This is a genomic window from Maribacter sp. 2-571 (assembly GCF_050589625.1).
GTDB lineage: Bacteria > Bacteroidota > Bacteroidia > Flavobacteriales > Flavobacteriaceae > Pelagihabitans.
In genome coordinates this window covers 230,033-249,129 of sequence record NZ_JBNGOP010000005.1, presented here as the reverse complement: position 1 = coordinate 249,129, position 19,097 = coordinate 230,033, and the positions used below count along the sequence as shown (strand labels likewise).

3 protein-coding genes are annotated in these 19,097 nt (G+C 51.2%); all 3 read right to left on the bottom strand.

All coding sequences use genetic code 11. The annotated features are described in order from the left end of the window. Positions 1 to 296 precede the first annotated feature (296 nt). Genes ACRD7P_RS05965 through ACRD7P_RS05955 form a run of 3 tightly spaced genes read right to left on the bottom strand, consistent with a single transcriptional unit; the run spans position 297 to position 19,096 of the window. Positions 297 to 1,553 carry an ACP S-malonyltransferase gene (locus ACRD7P_RS05965; RefSeq protein WP_430906605.1) on the bottom strand — a complete coding sequence of 419 codons (1,257 nt, stop codon included), beginning with the start codon at positions 1,551 to 1,553 and terminating at the stop codon, positions 297 to 299. Continuing rightward, positions 1,537 to 7,326, bottom strand: coding sequence for an amino acid adenylation domain-containing protein (locus tag ACRD7P_RS05960; RefSeq protein WP_430906604.1), 5,790 nt, complete (start codon positions 7,324 to 7,326; stop codon positions 1,537 to 1,539). Before ACRD7P_RS05960 ends, ACRD7P_RS05965 begins: the two co-directional genes overlap by 17 nt. 13 nt (positions 7,327 to 7,339) lie before the next feature. Continuing rightward, a complete protein-coding gene (locus ACRD7P_RS05955; protein WP_430906603.1) occupies positions 7,340 to 19,096 on the bottom strand; it encodes an amino acid adenylation domain-containing protein in 11,757 nt (3,918 codons plus the stop codon). Between the last annotated feature and the right edge of the window lies 1 nt (position 19,097).

Here is a 19,097-nt window from a genome sequence, read left to right as displayed (position 1 = left end):
CTTCGCTGGCTTAAGTTACGCTGCGTTAAACTTAAGCCAGAATTAGCCATATTTGATTGAAAAACTGACCTGAATCGCCAGTTTACAACTTGCATACCACTCATCTGTCAACAAGCGCCATTTTAGCAATTCATTAGTCTGACAGCTAAGAAGCTCCGCCTAAGGCTTTGCCATGGAACCAAGGCTGCAACGCGCTGATTATACACAGGCTGGCGCAAGTTAGATTCTGATGGCCATCAGGACGTGCTCGTGCCTTACGTAGCAGATCCAAACAGACAGAAAACCAACAACTCAAATCAAAACCCAAACCGCCCTTGCGTACCCGTCTTCACTAAATAATGATCCATCAACGCCGTACGGTTGGCAGTCGGCACAGCTTTTCCGTCCCATACTTCAGTCAATGTCTGGTAAGCATCCATCACCATATGATCGTCTGTACTTTCAGGAGTAGCAGCCCGCGCCTTCGCTTGTAACCGCTCGAATGGTACCCCTACACGCTCAGCATACCCTTCAGTATCGTCACCAAAATCAGGGGTGCTGATCGCCATCACCTCAAATGCGCGCATGAGAGCATACAAGTTCGGGCGGGTTTTGCCTGCTGTAGCATATAGCATGTCCACGTCCACGTTATTATCAAGACTGTATGCGGTAGCGCCGGTCAGTATATGCTCGGTCATTTTCTCCAACACCTGACGAGGGCCTACATCGGTATAAGTTTGGTACCCCTGTGCCTGCATGTACCGCATCGACTGCTCCCATCGTACCGGCGCTATCATATGCGTTGTTAACGTATCAATGACCGACTCAACACCTTGATAAGGTTCGCCAGTGAGGTTCGCCACCACGGGCACCTTCATGACACTTGGGGTATAATCTTCCAGGGCGTTCCTCATATGGTCGGCTGCCGTTTGCATCAATGGACAGTGCGACGGAGTATTGATGGGCAACATATTAATATGCCCTCCTTCAGCCTCCAAAAGGCTCCCGAGGTTTTCCAAATGCTGCCGTTGCCCCGACACCACGACTTGAAACGGGGCGTTGTACACAGCCATGTATATCTGGTCTCCTGCTGCCTGGCGTACTTTCACCATCGCCTCTACTTGTGCCACAGGCAGTTTATTGACAGCCATCATGGTGCCATCTGCATCAATGCCTGCTGCTTTGAGTAGCTCCCCACGTATCCCCACAAGCTGCAATGCGTCTGTCAATGAAAAGACCCCGGCTGCACACAGTGCCGTATACTCTCCCAGGCTATGTCCTGCCAGTATACCCGGCACCTTGCCCAACTCCTGCGTATATACCCGGTAACTGGCCAGGCTCACTACGAATATCGCAGGCTGCGCATATTCCATGCTACTCAAGGTATCCAGCGGGCCTTCAAAACATGTCTTGGCCAGATGGAGCTTTAGCAAGTCTTCCGCCTCTTCAAAGGCTTCCCGGGCCATGGCAAAATTGTCATAGAGTGCCTTGCCCATGCCCACATACTGACAGCCACCACCGGGAAATAGCCATGCCTCTTGAGCAGGCTGTGTTTCATTATAGGTCAAATTCATCAAATTCATCGTTATTATATACAAGCTCCGGCGCCTGATCGTCTCCTATGCGGCTGCGCAAAAGCACTGCTAAGCCTGCCACCGTGTCCTGGCTAAACAAATCCATTACTTTTAATGCCCCGCCATATTCATCGCCCAAGAGCGTAACCAGTTCCACTACTTTGAGTGAATTGCCTCCAATGGCAAAGAAGTGGTCGTTGATGCCTACCTTGTCACGTCCAAGTATTTGTCCAAAACATCCGGCTAACTTAGTTTCCAAACCATCGCGCGGGGCCACATATTCCGCCACTTCGCCTAGCATCGGCACCGTGTCGGTCATCGCCTCCAATGCCTTGCGGTCTACCTTACCGTTGGCATTGAGTGGTAGGGATGGCAACAACGCAAAACTTGTAGGGACCATATAGGCAGGCAACGTTTGTAACAGTGTCGCAGCCCACGAAACTTCCGGCACAGTCCCACTGCCACCAGAGTCATCCGCCTCTTGGTCAGCTACCAAGTAAGCTACCAATTCAGGTTCACGCTCCTTTATTTGTCTCAAACAAGCTACCGCACGACTCACTCCTTCCAGCGACTCAAGCGCACTTTCTACTTCACCCATTTCTATGCGGTATCCCCTTAGCTTCACCTGTGTGTCTTTTCTGCCAATAATTTGCAAGTTTCCATCGGGCAACCAACGCGCCAGGTCACCAGTCTTGTAGAGCTTGTTTTCTGGACAAAGTGGATGGTTGACAAACCTTTCGGCGGTAAGTGTCTCACGTTTCCAATACCCATTGGCGACCCCTGCACCGGTGATGCAAAGTTCGCCGGCCATTCCTTCAGGTACCAACTGGCCCGCTCCGTCCAATAGGTAAAAGTGGGTGTTATCAACCGGGCGGCCTGCTGGCACGATATCGTGACCGTCATCGGTAAAGCGATAGCAACTGCTATACGTAGTGTCTTCGGAGGGGCCATAAAGATTCCGCACCTCCATATCGTGATAGTTCAGGCTTGTTTTGAAATAATTGGGCACCAACTCACCCGCCATGTTCAGGGCGGACACTCCTTGCCAGTCAGCCTTTACATTGAGCAGGCTTTCCACTACAGAAGGTACCGTGTTAATAAACGCCCTTTGTTCCTCGCCCATCACCTTGCCTAACTCCAATGCCGAAGGGAGTATACGCACTTGTTTGCCTGAAACGAGTGGATAAAACATTTCAAAAACCGAAAGGTCAAAGCAATAAGACGTGACCGCCAACATTGTATCATAGTGCGTATTGCCAAACTCGTTGGCACACCAATCCATAAAAGCGGCTACGTTGCAGTGCGTAATCATCACCCCCTTGGGCTTGCCTGTAGAACCTGATGTATAAATGAAATAAGCTACATCGCCCAGGCTATACGTTGCTTCAAGGTTCGCTGGTGGTAAGTTAGCAGTGTTGGTAGTCAGGCTGTCTGTCATCAAGGTGGGTACATTACCATCTACGGCCTCCTTATTGGCTTGATGCAATTCCTGATCTGCAATCAACAGTAGGGGTTCCGCATCGGTCAGCATGTACTTGATCCGCTCGGCAGGGTACGCTGCGTCAATCGGCACATAAGCAGCACCTGTTTTCAATATCGCAAGCAAGTATACGGGCATCATGGCATCACGCCGTACCAGCAGTGCCAATCGGGTACCAGGCTTGGCACCATGCGATTGCCGCAGGTACGTTGCATACTGGTTAGCCAACCGATTGGCCTGTGCGTAGGACAATTGCATTTCCTTGTCTCTCAGCGCGATTACATCAGGTGTTTTTGCGGCTTGTGTCTCTATGAGGTTTGTCAAGGCGGTTTGACTTTCAGTAGATTGTCTATCGCCCGCAAGTTGACTCAGTAACTTATCTTTTTCTTCCCCTGTGAGGTATTCCGTATGGCCAATTGGCACAGCAGGGTGAGCCGTCATTGCTTCTGCCATTCGCTGCCAATGCGCTGCCATCCCCTCAATCGTACTTTTATGATACAAGGCGGTGTCATACTCAATGGTCAGGTGTATCGGTGCTTGCACATCGGCATCTGCCTCTTCAAAGCTCCAGGTAAGGTCAAACTTGCTCACCACTGCCTCGGCGGGGTAGTGCGACACAGCCAGTCCATCCATAGCGGGGATTGGCTGACCACCTTGTTGGGTGTTTTGTAAGATAACCATCACATCAAAAAAGGGCGAACGGCTTGGCTCTTTAGGCAGGGGTATTTCATCTACCAGTTGCTCAAAAGGGTACGCCTGATGGTCCAGTGCTTCGAGCACCGTATCCTTGACAGCAGCCAGCAGCTCAGCAAACGATAGCGCCCCATTGAGGTGTTGTCTTAAAACAAGTGTATTGACAAACATGCCTAGTTGATTTTCCAGCGCGGTATGCTGTCTTCCTGCTACCGGGCTACCCACTATAATATCTTCTTGTGTGGTATATCGATGAAAAAGCGCATAGGATACGGACAATAAAGCCATGTAGAGGCTGACACCGTGTTGTTGTGCTACATTGTACAGTGCCTTGCTCAACGACGGTCCCAATTGTAAATGATAGGTCGCCCCTTTATAGCTTTTGACTACCGGGCGCGCATGGTCTGTAGGCAAGGCCAACACCGGTAGTGCTCCACTTAGTTGCTGGTGCCAATAACTTTGGCTTTGGGCAAAGCCTTTGCCTGCCATCTGGTTGTGTACCCAGCTGGCGTAGTCCTTGTATTGTATGGACAAGGGGCTTTCTTGAGGACTTGTGTCACTAAGAAAGGCATTGTAAGCCTCAAGCAGCGATTTGATGAGCAACTGCATACTCCAACCATCGGCTATGATGTGGTGAATGCTGAAAAACAACAGGTACTGTTGGCTACTATGGCGTATGAGCGCAGCCCTGAACAATGGACCTTGTTCCAAGTCAAACGGTATGGTCATTTCTTGGCGGGCACGTGCTGCTATTTGGTTTTCAGCGTCTGACTGCCCCTCCAGGGCGCGTACGGGTATCTCAAACTCAAACATCTTGGCAGGGATGACCCTTTGCACCGGCTTTCCTCCTACTGTTTCAAACACTGTGCGCAAAATCTCGTGCCGGTCTACCAAATAGCGAAAAGCATCATAAAATGCATCTGTATTCAGGCTACCGTCGAGCGTGTATACGCCCGATAAGTTATATGCAATACTGTCTTCTTCGATCTTGTCCAATAACCACATGCGCCGTTGTGCGGGTGACAACGGAAAATGCGGGTGCTCTCCTGCTGGTGGTATTTCATCCTGGCCTACTTCCTCTACCTGCACGGCTTTTAGTGCTTCGGCCAGGGCTGCTACGGTAGGGTTTTGAAATAATTTACGTAAGGGCAGCTGCTTTTGAAAATGTTGGTAGATACGTGTGATTAGGCGTGTGCCTTTCAGCGAGTGCCCGCCTATGTCAAAAAAGTTATCGTGGATTCCAACTGGTTTAATGCCCAGTACTTCTTCATAAGCCGCTACAAGGGCTTGCTCTACTTCATCGCGAGGGGCTACATACTGGTCTCCACCCAATACCGAAGCAGCCGTCGGCGCTGGCAAGGCGTTCATATCCAACTTGCCATTGGTAGTGTAAGGCAGCGCTTCGACTTGTACGATGTGAGCGGGCACCATGTATTGTGGCAACGCATCGGAAAGCCCTTCGCGCAACTGGGCTATTGGTAGTGAATCCTTGCCCGTCACATAAGCTACCAGCATTTTATCCCCATCGGTATCATCGCAAACAGTGACCGCAGCGCCTGTCACCTCGGCTTGTACCATCAAAGTATGGGCAATCTCCCCTGGCTCTATCCGATAGCCGCGTACTTTCACCTGTTGGTCTTTGCGCCCTACATACAACAGGTCGCCTTGTTCGTTCATCACCCCCAGGTCACCGCTCAAATAGAGTCGGCTACCTGGCTGATGAGGATCCTCTATAAATCGCTCGGCAGTAAGTTCAGGGCGGTCCAGGTAGCCCAGTGCTACCCCTGCACCCCCCACCGCGATCTCTCCTACCGCACCCTGAGGTGTCAACGCACCGTCTGAGGCCAGCAAACATATACGTAGCGTAGGCAACACACGCCCGATATTAGAAAGCCCTTCGGATATCTCCTTCGCTTCAATCTCTTTATAAGTTACATGTACGGTGGTTTCGGTGATTCCATACATATTCACCAATCGTGTAGCAGGGTAAGCCTTTTTGAAGCCTGCAAGCGTGGCAGGCTGCAAAGCTTCGCCGCCAAATATCACATAGCGCAATGCCAGGTCAGGGCTGTTTTGCCGGGCAGCCAGTGTTTCCCACAACTGTGCAAACATGGTAGGCACCTGGTTGAGCACTGTTACCCGTTGCTCCATTAGTACCGTGAGCAATGCTTCCGGATCACTCGCCGTTTCGTGTGGCAACACAACCAGCTTGCCGCCACGCAACAAAGCGCCCCACAGTTCCCATACCGAAAAGTCAAAGTGGGTGCCATGAAACAGCGTCCAGGTATCTGATGGACCAAAATCAAAGTCAAAGCTTTCGCAAAATAATAACCGTGCCACCTGCCGGTGCCCTACCATCACGCCCTTGGGCTGTCCAGTAGAGCCAGAAGTATATATAATGTATGCCAAGTCATCGGGTTGGGGGCTTTCAGGCATCGGAGCGCTTGGAAATACCTCATAGCCCAATGTATCCCATCGCAATACCGGTATGTCACTCACAGATTTTTCTTTAGCAGCGTCCACAATGTCAGCGATGATACAAGTAGGACAGGCATCACCCACCATATAAGCCAGCCTGGCCACAGGCAGTGACGGGTCGAGTGGTACATAGGCACACCCAGCCTTCAGTACCCCCAATATAGCGATCACCAAATCGCCCGACCGCGTCATATGCACCCCTATCTTCGCACCGGATGCCACCGCTTCATGTGCCTGCAATGCATGAGCCAATTGGTTCGATCGTGCATCCAATTCGGCATAGCTCATTTCGGTTCCTTCAAAATGAAGCGCTACATGGCTACCGTATGTCGCCGCTGCTGCCTGAAAGAGGCTTATAATCGTCGCATCCCGGTCATATTGCAACCCTACACGGTCATGCCTGTCAAGCAAAGCTGCTTTTTCCGTTTGCGAAAGGATATCCAACTGACTCAAAGACTGGTCAACGGACTCCAATAACTGACACAATAAATAAAAGAAATGACCTGCCAATCGCCGTAGCAAGGATTCAAGATAGCCTACTCGGCTAGTCAATATTAGCCGAACGCCCTCCGCACCATCCACTAAGCAAAACATCAAGTCAAAACCTTCCCTTGCATTGGGCAGCAGCGCTTCGCCTCCTACATACAAGCCAAGATGTATCAATGCCTGGCCCTCACCCAGCCCCAAATCCATATACCTGCTGGCAAAGCGGTGTGGGTCAGCTACGCAATAGGGTTTTGCCTTGGTCCATTGCCCGGATGTCTGCCCTATTATTTTTCGAAAAGGCATATCGCCCGAAACTTGTTGCCTAAAGAAACGCCACGGAGCCGTGCGCTCGGCATCATTGTCTGTAGCCATGGCGACTACGCTATCCTCATGTCGGGTATAATGCCACTGCAATGCCGCCAATCCACTCATAAGCAAGAAACATTGACTCAACGCGGTACCGTTCGACTTCGCTTCCACCAAGTCTTGTGCTTTGGCAGGCAACGGTACCGTGATGCTTGTAGGGTCGCTGGTATAAGCTGATGATAGCAACGGCACATGCGTAAGCCCCTTCAGCTGTTCCGACCAGTACTGCTGACTGGCCTTTTCTTGTACATTGGTGTTGTTCGTGGTCATTCCAGCATTCATATTATAAGTTAAAACCAAGTTCGTCGTCCGCCGTTTCTTCCTGTGCCTCCTCCAGTTGATAGGGCAGCGCATCCAGGCGGGTATCGGGTTGTTCATAAAGCGCCGTAAGCAACCGCTTGAAACGTTCGTACATTAATAAGATGGTATCGTGCTCAAAAACGCCAGTACTGTAGATTAAGTTGACGGCCGCCTGCCCCGGAGCTAGCTTCCATTCGATGGCCAGGCTGTACTTGCTGGCCTGGGTTTCTACGTTGAGCGCTTCCACCCGAAGGTCATTACCAAACACCCCCATTCCCCCTTGTGTAGTTTCAGGCTGTTCTTCAAACACCTCGTCAAACACTTCGATGGTGCTCGTTACGTTAAATATCGGATTGGCCTGCCCGGCAGGTATTCCCAAATCTTCTACTAACTGGTCAAAAGGATATCGCTGATTGGCAAACGCTGCTATCGACGTATCTTTCACTTGTGAGATGAGGGGTAGCAGCCCGGTCTCAGTGTCTGCGTTTACCCTGAGCGGAAGCATGTTGACAAAGAAACCAATCAAGTGTTCCAGGTCGGCGTGTTCCCTGCCACTCACCGGCGTACCGATGGTGAGGTCTGCACTACCCGTTTCCTTGTATAGCCACAGGTAGTTAATGGCCATCAATACGGCAAAAGGCGTAGCTCCTGTATCCTTGCGCAAACCCTCTACCCATTGGCTAAACTCCGGACCTAACCGGAATGCATGTACACCACCTTGATAGGACTGACCCACCTCACCGGGTGCCCTATCGCCTCGAAGTGGTACCCTTGGAGGGGCACCTTGCAAGGCTTTTTTCCAATATTGCGCCATAGCTGCCTGCGACTGTCCGACCACGCCTTCTTGCCATGCGGCATAGTCGCGGTATTGGATACGCAGTGTAGGCAATGTAGCGGCACTTCCCGTCCGGGCAGTTGTGTATAGTGCCTGTAAATCACTTAGTAATACTTGCATAGAAGCTCCATCAGCTACAATATGATGCAGTGTGAGCAAAAACAAAGTGCGTTCGCCCTGCAAGGACATCAAAGTAGCTCTGATGAGCGAGTCGTTGGCCAGGTCAAAGGGTGTGATCGCCTCTTGCTTTACTAACCGCGCGATGGCTTTTGCTTCCTGTTCCCCAGCTTTGGGGCGGGCTGTTGTCAAAGTAAAAGTAACTTGATCGGTAGCATGTACTTTTTGGCGCGGTGCCCCGGCTACTTGTACAAAATTGGTGCGCAATGCTTCGTGCCTTTGTACTAACCCCGCCATGGCCTCAGTAAATGCCGCTATGTCGAGCGGGCCTTCGAATATATAGGCTCCAGGCATATTGTAAGCCAGCAATCCTTCTACGCGCTGGTCAAGCAACCACAAACGGTACTGTGCCCTTGACAATGGATAGTCTTCGGCATCCGCCACCTTAGCAATCTCATTACCTCCCACATGGTCGCTTTCGTCCATCGAGGCGACCAACCCTGCCAACTCCTCTACGGTGGGGTAGGCAAATACATCGCGAATGGATAGTCGTAGCCCCTCAGCCCGCTCAAGCCTGTTGACAAAACTCCCCACACTCAGGGAGTGCGCCCCTAGCTCAAACAAATTGGTATGAATATCCAATACATCAACCTTAAGAATATCCTTCCATATCTCCGACACCTTTACCTCATGCTCGGTGGTGGCTTCGATCATACTTGTTTCCCTAGGGGGCAATTGGTCGGGCTTCGGCAATGCCTTACGGTCTACTTTCCCATTACTATTGAGTGGCAGCGCCGACAAAGCCACATACTGTTGCGGGATCATATAATCAGGCAATGCTTCTGCCAGATAGGCACTTATGTCATTTGGGTTTAATGATTCGGACAACACCACATAGGCGACCAGATAGTTTTGACCTGCTTCGTCGTGTAGTGCCGCCACCACAGCCTCTTTGATAGCTGGGTGTTTGTATAGTTGGTTTTCGATCTCGCCCAGTTCTACCCGATAGCCACGTATCTTTACCTGGTGGTCTTTGCGCCCGATAAACTCCATTTGCATATCGTGGCGCATCCTGCCCAGATCGCCGGTACGGTACATGCGGCCACCGAGTGTTTGGCTAAAAGGGTCTGCCACAAATGCTGCATCCGTCTTTTCGGAGTCATTGGCATAGCCCACAGCCACGCCTGCGCCACCAATGTAGAGTTCACCCACTACTCCCTTAGGCAAAGGTTGCCGCTCCTCGTCCAGTATATAAAAGAAATTATTGTCGATAGGACGGCCATAGGGTATACTCGGCCAGGCAGGGTCTGTTTCCAGAAGCGGAAAGTAGTTGGACCATACGGTACCCTCTGTGGCACCGCCCAAGCTCACTACCGCCGCACCAGGATAGAATGCCTTAACCCTGTCGGGAAGGTTCACCGGAATCCAGTCGCCGCTCATAAACACCACACGCAACTCAGACTGGGTATACGTATCCGGATCGTTTTCCAATTCGGTAATCAGGTAATTCATCGTAGTAGGCACCGAATCCCAGAAGGTAATCCGTTCTTGTACCATCATCTTTTTGAGCGTAGGGAAGTCGCGCACTTCTTCTGGCGTAGCGATGACGATGCCCGCCCCTACTGCAAGCGTACCAAAGATGTCGTAAACCGACAAATCAAAGCACATGGAAGTAATAAACAACAACCGGTCGGCAGTACCTACTTGGTAAGTTTTGTTCACCCAATTGATCAGGTTTACCGCACTGTGGTGGTTGATCATCACGCCTTTGGGGCGGCCCGTGGAGCCACTGGTATAGATCGTGTAAGCCAGCGCATCGCCACTGATGGATACTTCGGGGTTACTACCGGGCGCTTCCTGAATCGCTACATTACCCAGTTGTAAACAGGGTAGTCCGGTAGTATCCTGGCGGTCGTTTTGATCGGTGATCACCGCAGCAACCTTGGAATTTCCGATGATGTACCGCTGCCTGTCTTCGGGGTATTCAGGGTCTACAGGTACATAAGCCGCCCCGGCTTTGAGTATACCCAATAACGAGGCTACCATGCCTGCATGCCTACCACAAATCAAGGCCACGTTTTGCCCGGGAGTTACCCCCAGCTCAATCAAACGGTGTGCTATTTGGTTGGCTTGTTGGTTCAAATCTGAGTAAGACACCGTTTGCCCATGCTGTCTGATGGCGATGGCCTCTGGCGTACGTACCGCTTGTGCTTCAAACAAGCCATGCATGGTTTGTCCGGTGTCATAGGGTGTTATTGTATCATTGAAGGTGTATAAGGTTTCTGCTATTTCTTCCTGGGTCAACAAAGCCGATGGGGTGGCCTCTTGCTCGGCATTGCGTACAAAATGTGACAATACCCGCAGGTACAAACGCAGGGCATAAGCCATCTCCTCATCGTCAAAATAAGCAGGGGTATACTTCACTCGCGCCATCAACTGCCCTGTGTTATCTACTTCCAGATCAAACAAGGTATTGGTCATTTCGGCACCGCGCTGCAAGAGTTCGTCTTCAAACTGCTGGGTAGCAGCTTGCTCCTGATGAGTGTTTTCTGTGAGTGGTTCAAAGTCGGTAAAGTTAAAAAGGCAATCAAATATAGGGTTGCCCACAGTGGTTTTTTCCCCCACAGCCGCAGCTAACGTTGCCAGGTGCAGTTCGTGTGGTTTGATCTTGGCAGCTTGGGTTTCTACAGCTTTCATAAGTGCCAAGGGCGATTGTCGCGACCCTACAGTCATACGAAATGGCACCGTGTGCAAGAAGCACCCCAATATGAGCTCACTACCCTCCAACTCAGGGCGGTCGTGCGATACCAGGCCTGTGACCAAGTCCTGCTCGGCACATATCAGACGCATCAGATAGAGGTAAGCGGCAAAACAGACATTTTTGGTCGATATACCATGGGTTTGCGACAACTTAGCCAAATCGTCACTCAATTGTTCATCACCAAACAGCCACTGTGCTTTCATGCCGCCCGTATCCCTTTTTTTCTTGCCTGAATAGTTAAAGGGGAGTTTGCAACGTGTGTAACCTGTCAGATAGGTTTTCCAAAAATCCAGGCTTTCGGCAGCTTCCTGGCGTACCATTTGTACCGCCGTATAGGATTTATAATCGTGCGGCATCGAGGGCAGTTGCGCCTTGGCAAAGCCTCCGGGTGCACCTAACAAATGGGTCATCTCTTCCATAAACCGCGACACACTCCACCCATCGAGTATAGCGTGGTGTACCGACCATACACAGAAGTATTGCTGATTGCCTAAGTGAAATAGTTGCATTTGCCATAACAAGCAGCCATCAAAATCCAGGCGACGTTGTTGGTCTTGCAGCATATATGCCTTGATATGCTGCTCTTGTGCCGCTGCTGTCATTCCCTTAAGGTCTTCTGACTTGCATGGCAAATCGCTTACAGGGGCTATAGCCTTGACCGATTCCTCAAAGCGGCTCATGTAAAAACGGGCGCGTAGGTTTTCATGACGGCTGACCACCATGCTCAGTGCCTCATGAAAACGCTCCGTCGATTCCATCTCAAACTGCATGAGAAACTGGTCATAATATACAGGTTCTTCCTCACGCAACATGGATGCGTATACCATACCACTTTCGATGGCCGATAAGGGGTAAATGTCTTCTATGCCTTCCGGCAATATGGCTGTTTGATTTTCTGTCGCCAATATGGCTTGCTTTAGGGTATCCATCCTGCGCAACCCTTCGATGAGTTGTGCTTCGATATCAGGCCCTTCGTTACCAGCAGTCTCCAAAACCTGTGCCAACCTGGCTATGTCTGGGTTTTCGAACAGGTAGCGTACTTGCATACGGGTATCCAATACTTTGTTGACGGCCGTGCTGACCCGTACCGCCTTTATAGAGTCTCCTCCCAGGGCAAAAAAGTTATCATGTATACCGATACCTCGCTGCCCCAAATGCTCCTCCCATATGCTGACCAGCTTTTCCTCAGTAGCATTGCGCGCACCCACAAAGCTAGTACAATCACCATCCCGGTCACTTTCGGGCATTGGCAAGGCTGCCGTATCGAGTTTACCATTGGTGGTGTAAGGCAAGCGGTCTATTTGTAAAAATCGTGATGGTACCATGTAAGTGGGCAATACTTCGGACAGCCCTTCCCGCAAGCGTTCCGTCGATAAGGATTCGCCACTTACTATATATCCTACCAGCACTTTGTCGCCAGTGGTATCGGTACGTACGGTCACTGCTGCGTTGCTCACACCAGGTAGCCCCAACAAGGCACTGGTGACCTCACCCAATTCTATGCGGTAGCCACGTACTTTTACTTGTCGGTCTTTTCTGCCAACATATACCAATTCTCCTTCTTCGTTCAATACGCCTAAGTCGCCGCTCAGGTATAGCTTTTGTCCTTCATGGTGTGGGCTTGCGATAAAGCGTTGGGCTGTAAGCATAGGGCGGTTGAGGTAGCCACGGGCTACGCCTGCCCCTGCTACGGCCAACTCACCGACGGTACCTCTTGGGGCGAGATGACCGTTAGTACCTAGTAAGTACAAGCCCAAGGAAGGCAGCGCCCTGCCGATGTTTGACAAGCCCTGGGCTATCTCCTCTTTCCCAATCTCTTTATAAGTCACATGCACCGTCGTCTCGGTGATGCCGTACATATTAACCAGCCGTGTGTTTGGATACTGTGTATAGAAACCTTCCAACATAGTGGGCTGTAGTGCCTCGCCACCAAATATGACGTATCGCAATGCTAACGATGGCAATGAAGACGCCTCGGCAATCGCCCCCCACAATTGCCCAAACATGGTAGGCACCTGGTTGAGCAATGTCACTTGATGCTGTACCAGTTCATCCAGCAAGGCCTGTGGGCTACGGGCTATGTCCTGTGGCAATACGAGTAGTTTGCCCCCATATAGTAAAGCTCCCCAAAGCTCCCATACCGAAAAGTCGAAACTGATGGAATGGAATAGCACCCAGGTATCTGTCGGGCCAAAGTCAAAATCGAAGCCTTCACAGTACAGCAAGCGGGTTACCTGACGGTGCTCTACCATCACCCCTTTGGGCTGGCCCGTGGATCCGGAGGTGTAGATCACATAAGCTACGTCTTCCGGCATTGGGGCAGTGGTTAAATGCGTAGCAGGGTGAGGCGTCAGATTTTCCTGGCTTAGGCAAAGTAAGGTAGTATCGCCCAAATCAAAAGGTGCTGCCGTGGCCTCACCGGCCACAACCACAAGTACCGGTCGCGCATCGTTCAATATATAGCTAACCCGTGAAGCGGGCAGCGATGGGTCGAGTGGCAAGTAAGCTGCTCCGCACTTGAGCACCGCCAGAATCGCAGCGACCATATCAGCCGAGCGTTCGTACATAATCGCCACCAGTGTATCGTTATCCAAAGGGCCATTGACAGCCTGTATAGCGTGTGCCATCTGGTTGGAAAGCTCGTCCAATGCTTGATAGGTCAACTCCTCACCCTGGTATGTAAGTGCGACACGATCACTATGTGACTCGACCGCTTGTACAAACAGGCTCACAATCGTATCGCCCTGATTCCATTCCATCTGGGTCCGATCATGTAAGGCCAACAATGTTTGCTGTTCTTCCTCTGAAGCCATGGGCAATGCAGACAACGGCTGGCTTGGATTGTGCAGGATACCCTCGATAAGGCATACCAGATGCCCTACCATACGCTCCATGCGCTGGCTGTCGAAAAGCCCGGTATTGTATTCGAGGTTTAGTTTGAGCCCCTCTTTTTGTTCTGTAAAGTTAAAGGTGATGTCAAATTTGCTAATGACACGCTCGGTATGGTAGGCTTCCATTTGAAAACCTCCCTCCCCTTGCGGCACAGTACTGTTCTGCTGGTTTTGCAACACGACTACTACATCAAACAAGGGTGAACGGCTCATATCACGTTGGAGGCCCAGCCCGTCTACCAGCTTGTCAAAGGGATAGGCTTGGTGTTGGTAAGCATCCATACACACTGCTTTGACCTGTGCCAAAAATTCGCTGAATGGCTGCCCACTGTCAACGGTAGTACGTAAAGCCAGTGTATTGGCAAAATACCCTATCAAAGGCTCCAGTGCAGGGTTGTCTCTACCAAGCACCGGAGTGCCCACTACAATATCTTCTTGTAAGGTATACCGATGGAGTAGGGTCTTGGCCATCGCTGTGAGCAGAATGAACAAACTGGTGTTTTCCCGTCTGGCCAACGTGTTGAGGTTGTCCAGTGCTTGCTTCGGTATCATACGCTGCAAGGTAGTACCATCATAAGTCATGATGTGGGGCCGGGGCCGGTCGGTGGCTAAGGCCAGCGGCTCTGGCAGGCTGGCAAATTGTCCCTCCCAATAAGTTTGCGCAGCCGAGTCGCCTTTGGCTCCCAACAATCCGTTTTGCCACGCTGCGTAGTCTTTGTATTGTATGCTCAAGGGAGACAATGAGGCCCCTCGATAATGATTGATCGTTTCTTCAAATAATATGTTGAGCGACCACAGGTCGGACACAATGTGGTGCATGGTAAACAACAACACGTACGTGGTATCGTCCAACTGCAGCAATGACACGCGCAACAAAGGTCCTTTTTCCAAATCAAAAGGCGTAGCGGCTTCCTTGTTGGCCATGGCCATGCTCTGTGCCTCTTTGTCTGGTTCATTGCGCAGGTCATGTATTAGCACTGCAAAACCGATGTGACCAGGAGCATGTATGTATTGTACTGGCTCCCCGGCTTCCATGCCAAAGGTAGTACGGAGGCTTTCGTGCCTGTCCACTACTGCTTCAAAAGCCTTGGCGAGCCTCGATACGTCTAGCGTTCCATAAACTTTAAACGCCCCCGGTATATTGTAGGCTATCATACCTGGCTCCATCTGATCGAGCAGCCAAAGCCGCTTTTGGGCGTGCGACATGGGGTAAAATGGGCGTTCAGGTGTTGGAGATATGACCTCCACCGCTTCGCTATTGCCCGACAGCAACCCTTCTACCCGTTGTGCCAACTCGCCGAGGGTAGGGTATGCAAATACTTCGTCAAAGTCTATTGGTACTTTCAGCCGTTCCTGTATCTTGTTGGCAACCTGCATGCCACTAAGCGAGTGCCCTCCCAACTCGAAAAAGTCATCAGTCAATGCCATGTCCTCGGACCGCAATACTTCGTACCAACATGCAGCTACGGTGTTTTGTGTCGCTGTCCAGGCAGGGTTGTCTTCGTATCGGCCTATTGAAGCATTTTCTGTATCGGCTGCTCCCATTAAGTCCCTGTTATCAGGCATATGCCAAAATGGGTTAGGGGGCATCTGTGCTGGTGCAATTTTAGAGATTACGGTGTTGGGTTTTGCTTGTCCAATGAGCTTGAATATAAGTCGAAGTCCTTCCTGATTTCCCAGTAAGCTCTCTTGGTAACTTTCCTGATGGCCAGGCACCAACGTGCGGGCCAGCATGCCTGTCTGATGCCATCCAGGCCAATTGACCGCAACGAAGGGTTCCCCCGCTTGGCTTTGAGCATTCGCATAGGCGTCCATCCAGGCATTGGCTGCGCCATAGTTGGTACCTCGCTCGTGTCCCAACCAGGCATTTTGTGACGAAAAGAGCAAGTAGAAGTCAGGCCGGTGCGCCTGAAGTACTTGATGCAAGTTGATTGTACCTTGTATTTTGGGTTCTAATGCCTCCATGAAAGACGTTTCGGAATGATTGCGCAAGTATTTTTTGCCGGGGGCACCTGCAGTATGAAATACCCCTGTTACAACACCTGCTTTTTCTTTGGCGTTGGCTATTGCCTTACTCACCGCCTCATGGTCACCGAGCGGCGCACGGTAATAAGACACTTGGCTGCCTTGTTGTTCCCATTTTGCAAAAGTGTCGTAATATTCCTGAAATTCTCCCTGGTCAGCTGCCAATGTAGCCCAAGGCTTATGAGTATCCAGTTTTTTACGGCCTAATAGGGTAATATGGGCTATACCTTGTGCAGCCAAAGCCTCACCGATCAACATCCCGATGCCGCCCGTACCGCCTGTGATCAGGTAGTGTCCTCCTACTGCTATAGACACTTCGTTGTTTTCAATCTGTTCGCGATGAACCAAAGTCGGTACAAAGGCTTCGCTCCCCCTAATGGCTGTTTGCGTTTGTGCAGTAGGCGTAGCCAATACCTGCACAAAAGTCTCAAGCGCGACGGATGCCGCTAAGTCTATACAGCGGGTTTCCAATGCAAGGTACTCTTGTGACAAGCTGTTGAACACCCCTTGCATGGCCGCATGGGTAGGGTTGGGCTGTTCACCGGCGCTTAAGGCATGTCCTTGCTTCGTTACCAAACATAGGCTGGGGGTGCCTTCAGTCATCCATGCCTCCAAGCCCTGGACGATATGCATCATACTTTGCAGTGCCTCTACCGGGGCTATACGATCCGGAGCCACGACCAACACCTGCACCGGGGTGATTTCCTGTCGCTGCCAATGTGCCAGCATCTTTTCCCAGTCTGCCATATGTGCCTGACGTAGCCTATAACGTCGCCAATCGTCACAAGTATAGGCAGTCTGTCCTAGCTGTACGTGCGTTACGTTTACCCCTTGTTGATGGAGCGTGTCTACCCATTCGGGCAGCACTTCTTCCAGGGTAATCATCACAAGCTCTGAAGCAAGTCCTTGTGGGTCGATAGCGGTTGATTCCCAAACCACATCGTACAGCCAATCCGTTTCAGGCCTTGACGTAGGTGGCTTCAGCCAAAGTCGCTTGCTCTGAAATGGATATGGAGGCAATAGCTTCAATAGTGGGGCTTTGGTCATTGGGGCAATCCCTACACCTTCCATAAACAGCCCTGCGAGCAGTTGTGCCAGCATGCCTTCGCCTATTTCCGGGGCATGAAGCCGTGCTTTGGGAAAACCGGGCAGCATAGGGCTAAGCCCTTCGGCCATGTTGCTATTAGGGCTAAGCGCGATCAGCCCAAGCGTATCGGCGGTGGCTTCGGCTTGCAACATTTTTTCCATGCGCAGTTGGATTTGCGCAAGTGTACCCGGCACAGCACTTTCGGTATCCGCCATGGCCTCTACCAAGGTTTGTTTGCCTTGCAGTACGGCAATGACCAGCTTGCCTACCCCGTCGCCGATCAAGTAGCGGCTGTGTACGCCTTTTTCTTTTAGGCTGTGGTAGAGGGCATATTGATAAGCCAATAATACGGTTCCTTCGCCAGGCTCACGCTTGAAGTGCATAGCCGCTTGCTGCCAGTATTGTGCAAAAACCTCGTCTTGATCACATAACTGCCCTGCTAATTGTTGGTTTACGTTCCCTGTACCGGGAAATAAGATGAAGTATTTGGCCATGCCCTCACTAGGGGCTACGGCTGTATCGGCAACTTCTGCCAAGGCCTTTTGAAGCGTCGCTACACTATCGGCTACGGTGCACCATCGATATGGAAACTGGCCTCGTCGTTGTAAAGTAGCTGCTAAAGGAGTCAGGTGCGTATCTGGGTGCTGTGCTATATATTCTAGCAAGTCTTCGGCTTGCTGCTTTAACGACTCAGGGTGATGGGCACTAAGTAAGACCAATTGGGGAGTGGCAATTTCGTCCGTCACGGCTTCGGGTGCTTCCTGCAAAACCACATGCGTATTGGTACCCGTCAGTCCAAACGAGCTTACGCCACATCGTCGCAAGGTAGCATTATCGGGCAAAGGCCAAGACTTGAGGCTTGTATTGACAGAAGTCACCGACTTTTCAAAATCTATAAAAGGATTCAACGCCGTTACATGCAAAGAGGGCATCAGTTCCTTGGTATGTAGTGACAACACGGCCTTGATCAGGCCTGCCAGCCCCGCTGTACTGTCCGTATGGCCCAGGTTTGACTTCACCGACGACACTGCACAGGTATGGCCTTTTGGTACGCCTCCTGCTTCAAACGCCTGGTCGATGCCATCGATTTCGATCGGGTCGCCCAGCTTGGTACCGGTACCATGGGCTTCTATATAATTGATCGTAGCAGGGTCAATGCCTGCTTTTTGCCAGGCTTTGAGGATTACCTCGGACTGTGCTATGCTGTCGGGAGCGGTAAAGCTTGCCGAAAGTGCCGCATCCTGATTCACTGCCGTACTGTTGATAATCGCATACACCGGGTCATTGGCTTCCAGTGCGGCATCCAATGGTTTTAGTAACAAACATGCGACCAACTCCCCGTTGCTCGTGCCATCCGCTTCTGCGGAAAAAGCCCTGGCTTTGCCGGTAGGCGACTCTATGCCCATGCCTGTATTTCTCGATTTTTCAGGCGGAAACAACATCAGGCTCGCACCGCCTACCAATGCCTGGCCGACATCACCAAGCAGCAGGGCATTGCAGGCATGGTGTAGGGCGGTCAGCGCCGAAGAACAGGCAGTGTCTACTACCTCGGCCGTACCACGCAAGTTGAAGAAACGGGCTATCCTGCCAGCCATGGCGGCATTGTTATTGCCCGTGACCAATGCCGGATCGTAAGCTTCTGCATGTTGATAGTAGTCCAGTTTGGCATCGGCCAGGAATACCCCAGTATCGCTACCCTGCACAGCATTGAGTCCCTGCCCTGCCGACTCAAAAGCATGGTAAGCTGCTGCCAGTAACAAACGCTGCCGTGGGTCCATGTGTATCGCTTCGCCTTCTGCCATACCAAAGAAGGGTGCATCAAATTGGTCTATGCCTTCCAAAAAGCCCATGATTTGGTAGTCTTTGCCAAAGGGTATAGCGGTTTGCGATATCCTTTCAGCACTCAGAGGGCGCACCAGGTCTTGCCCTATGCGCAACAATTCCAAAAAACCGGAAAGGCTGTCTGCCTGGGGATACTTGCCCCCAATACCGATAATCGCTATGTCCCGTTTGTTAATTTTCATG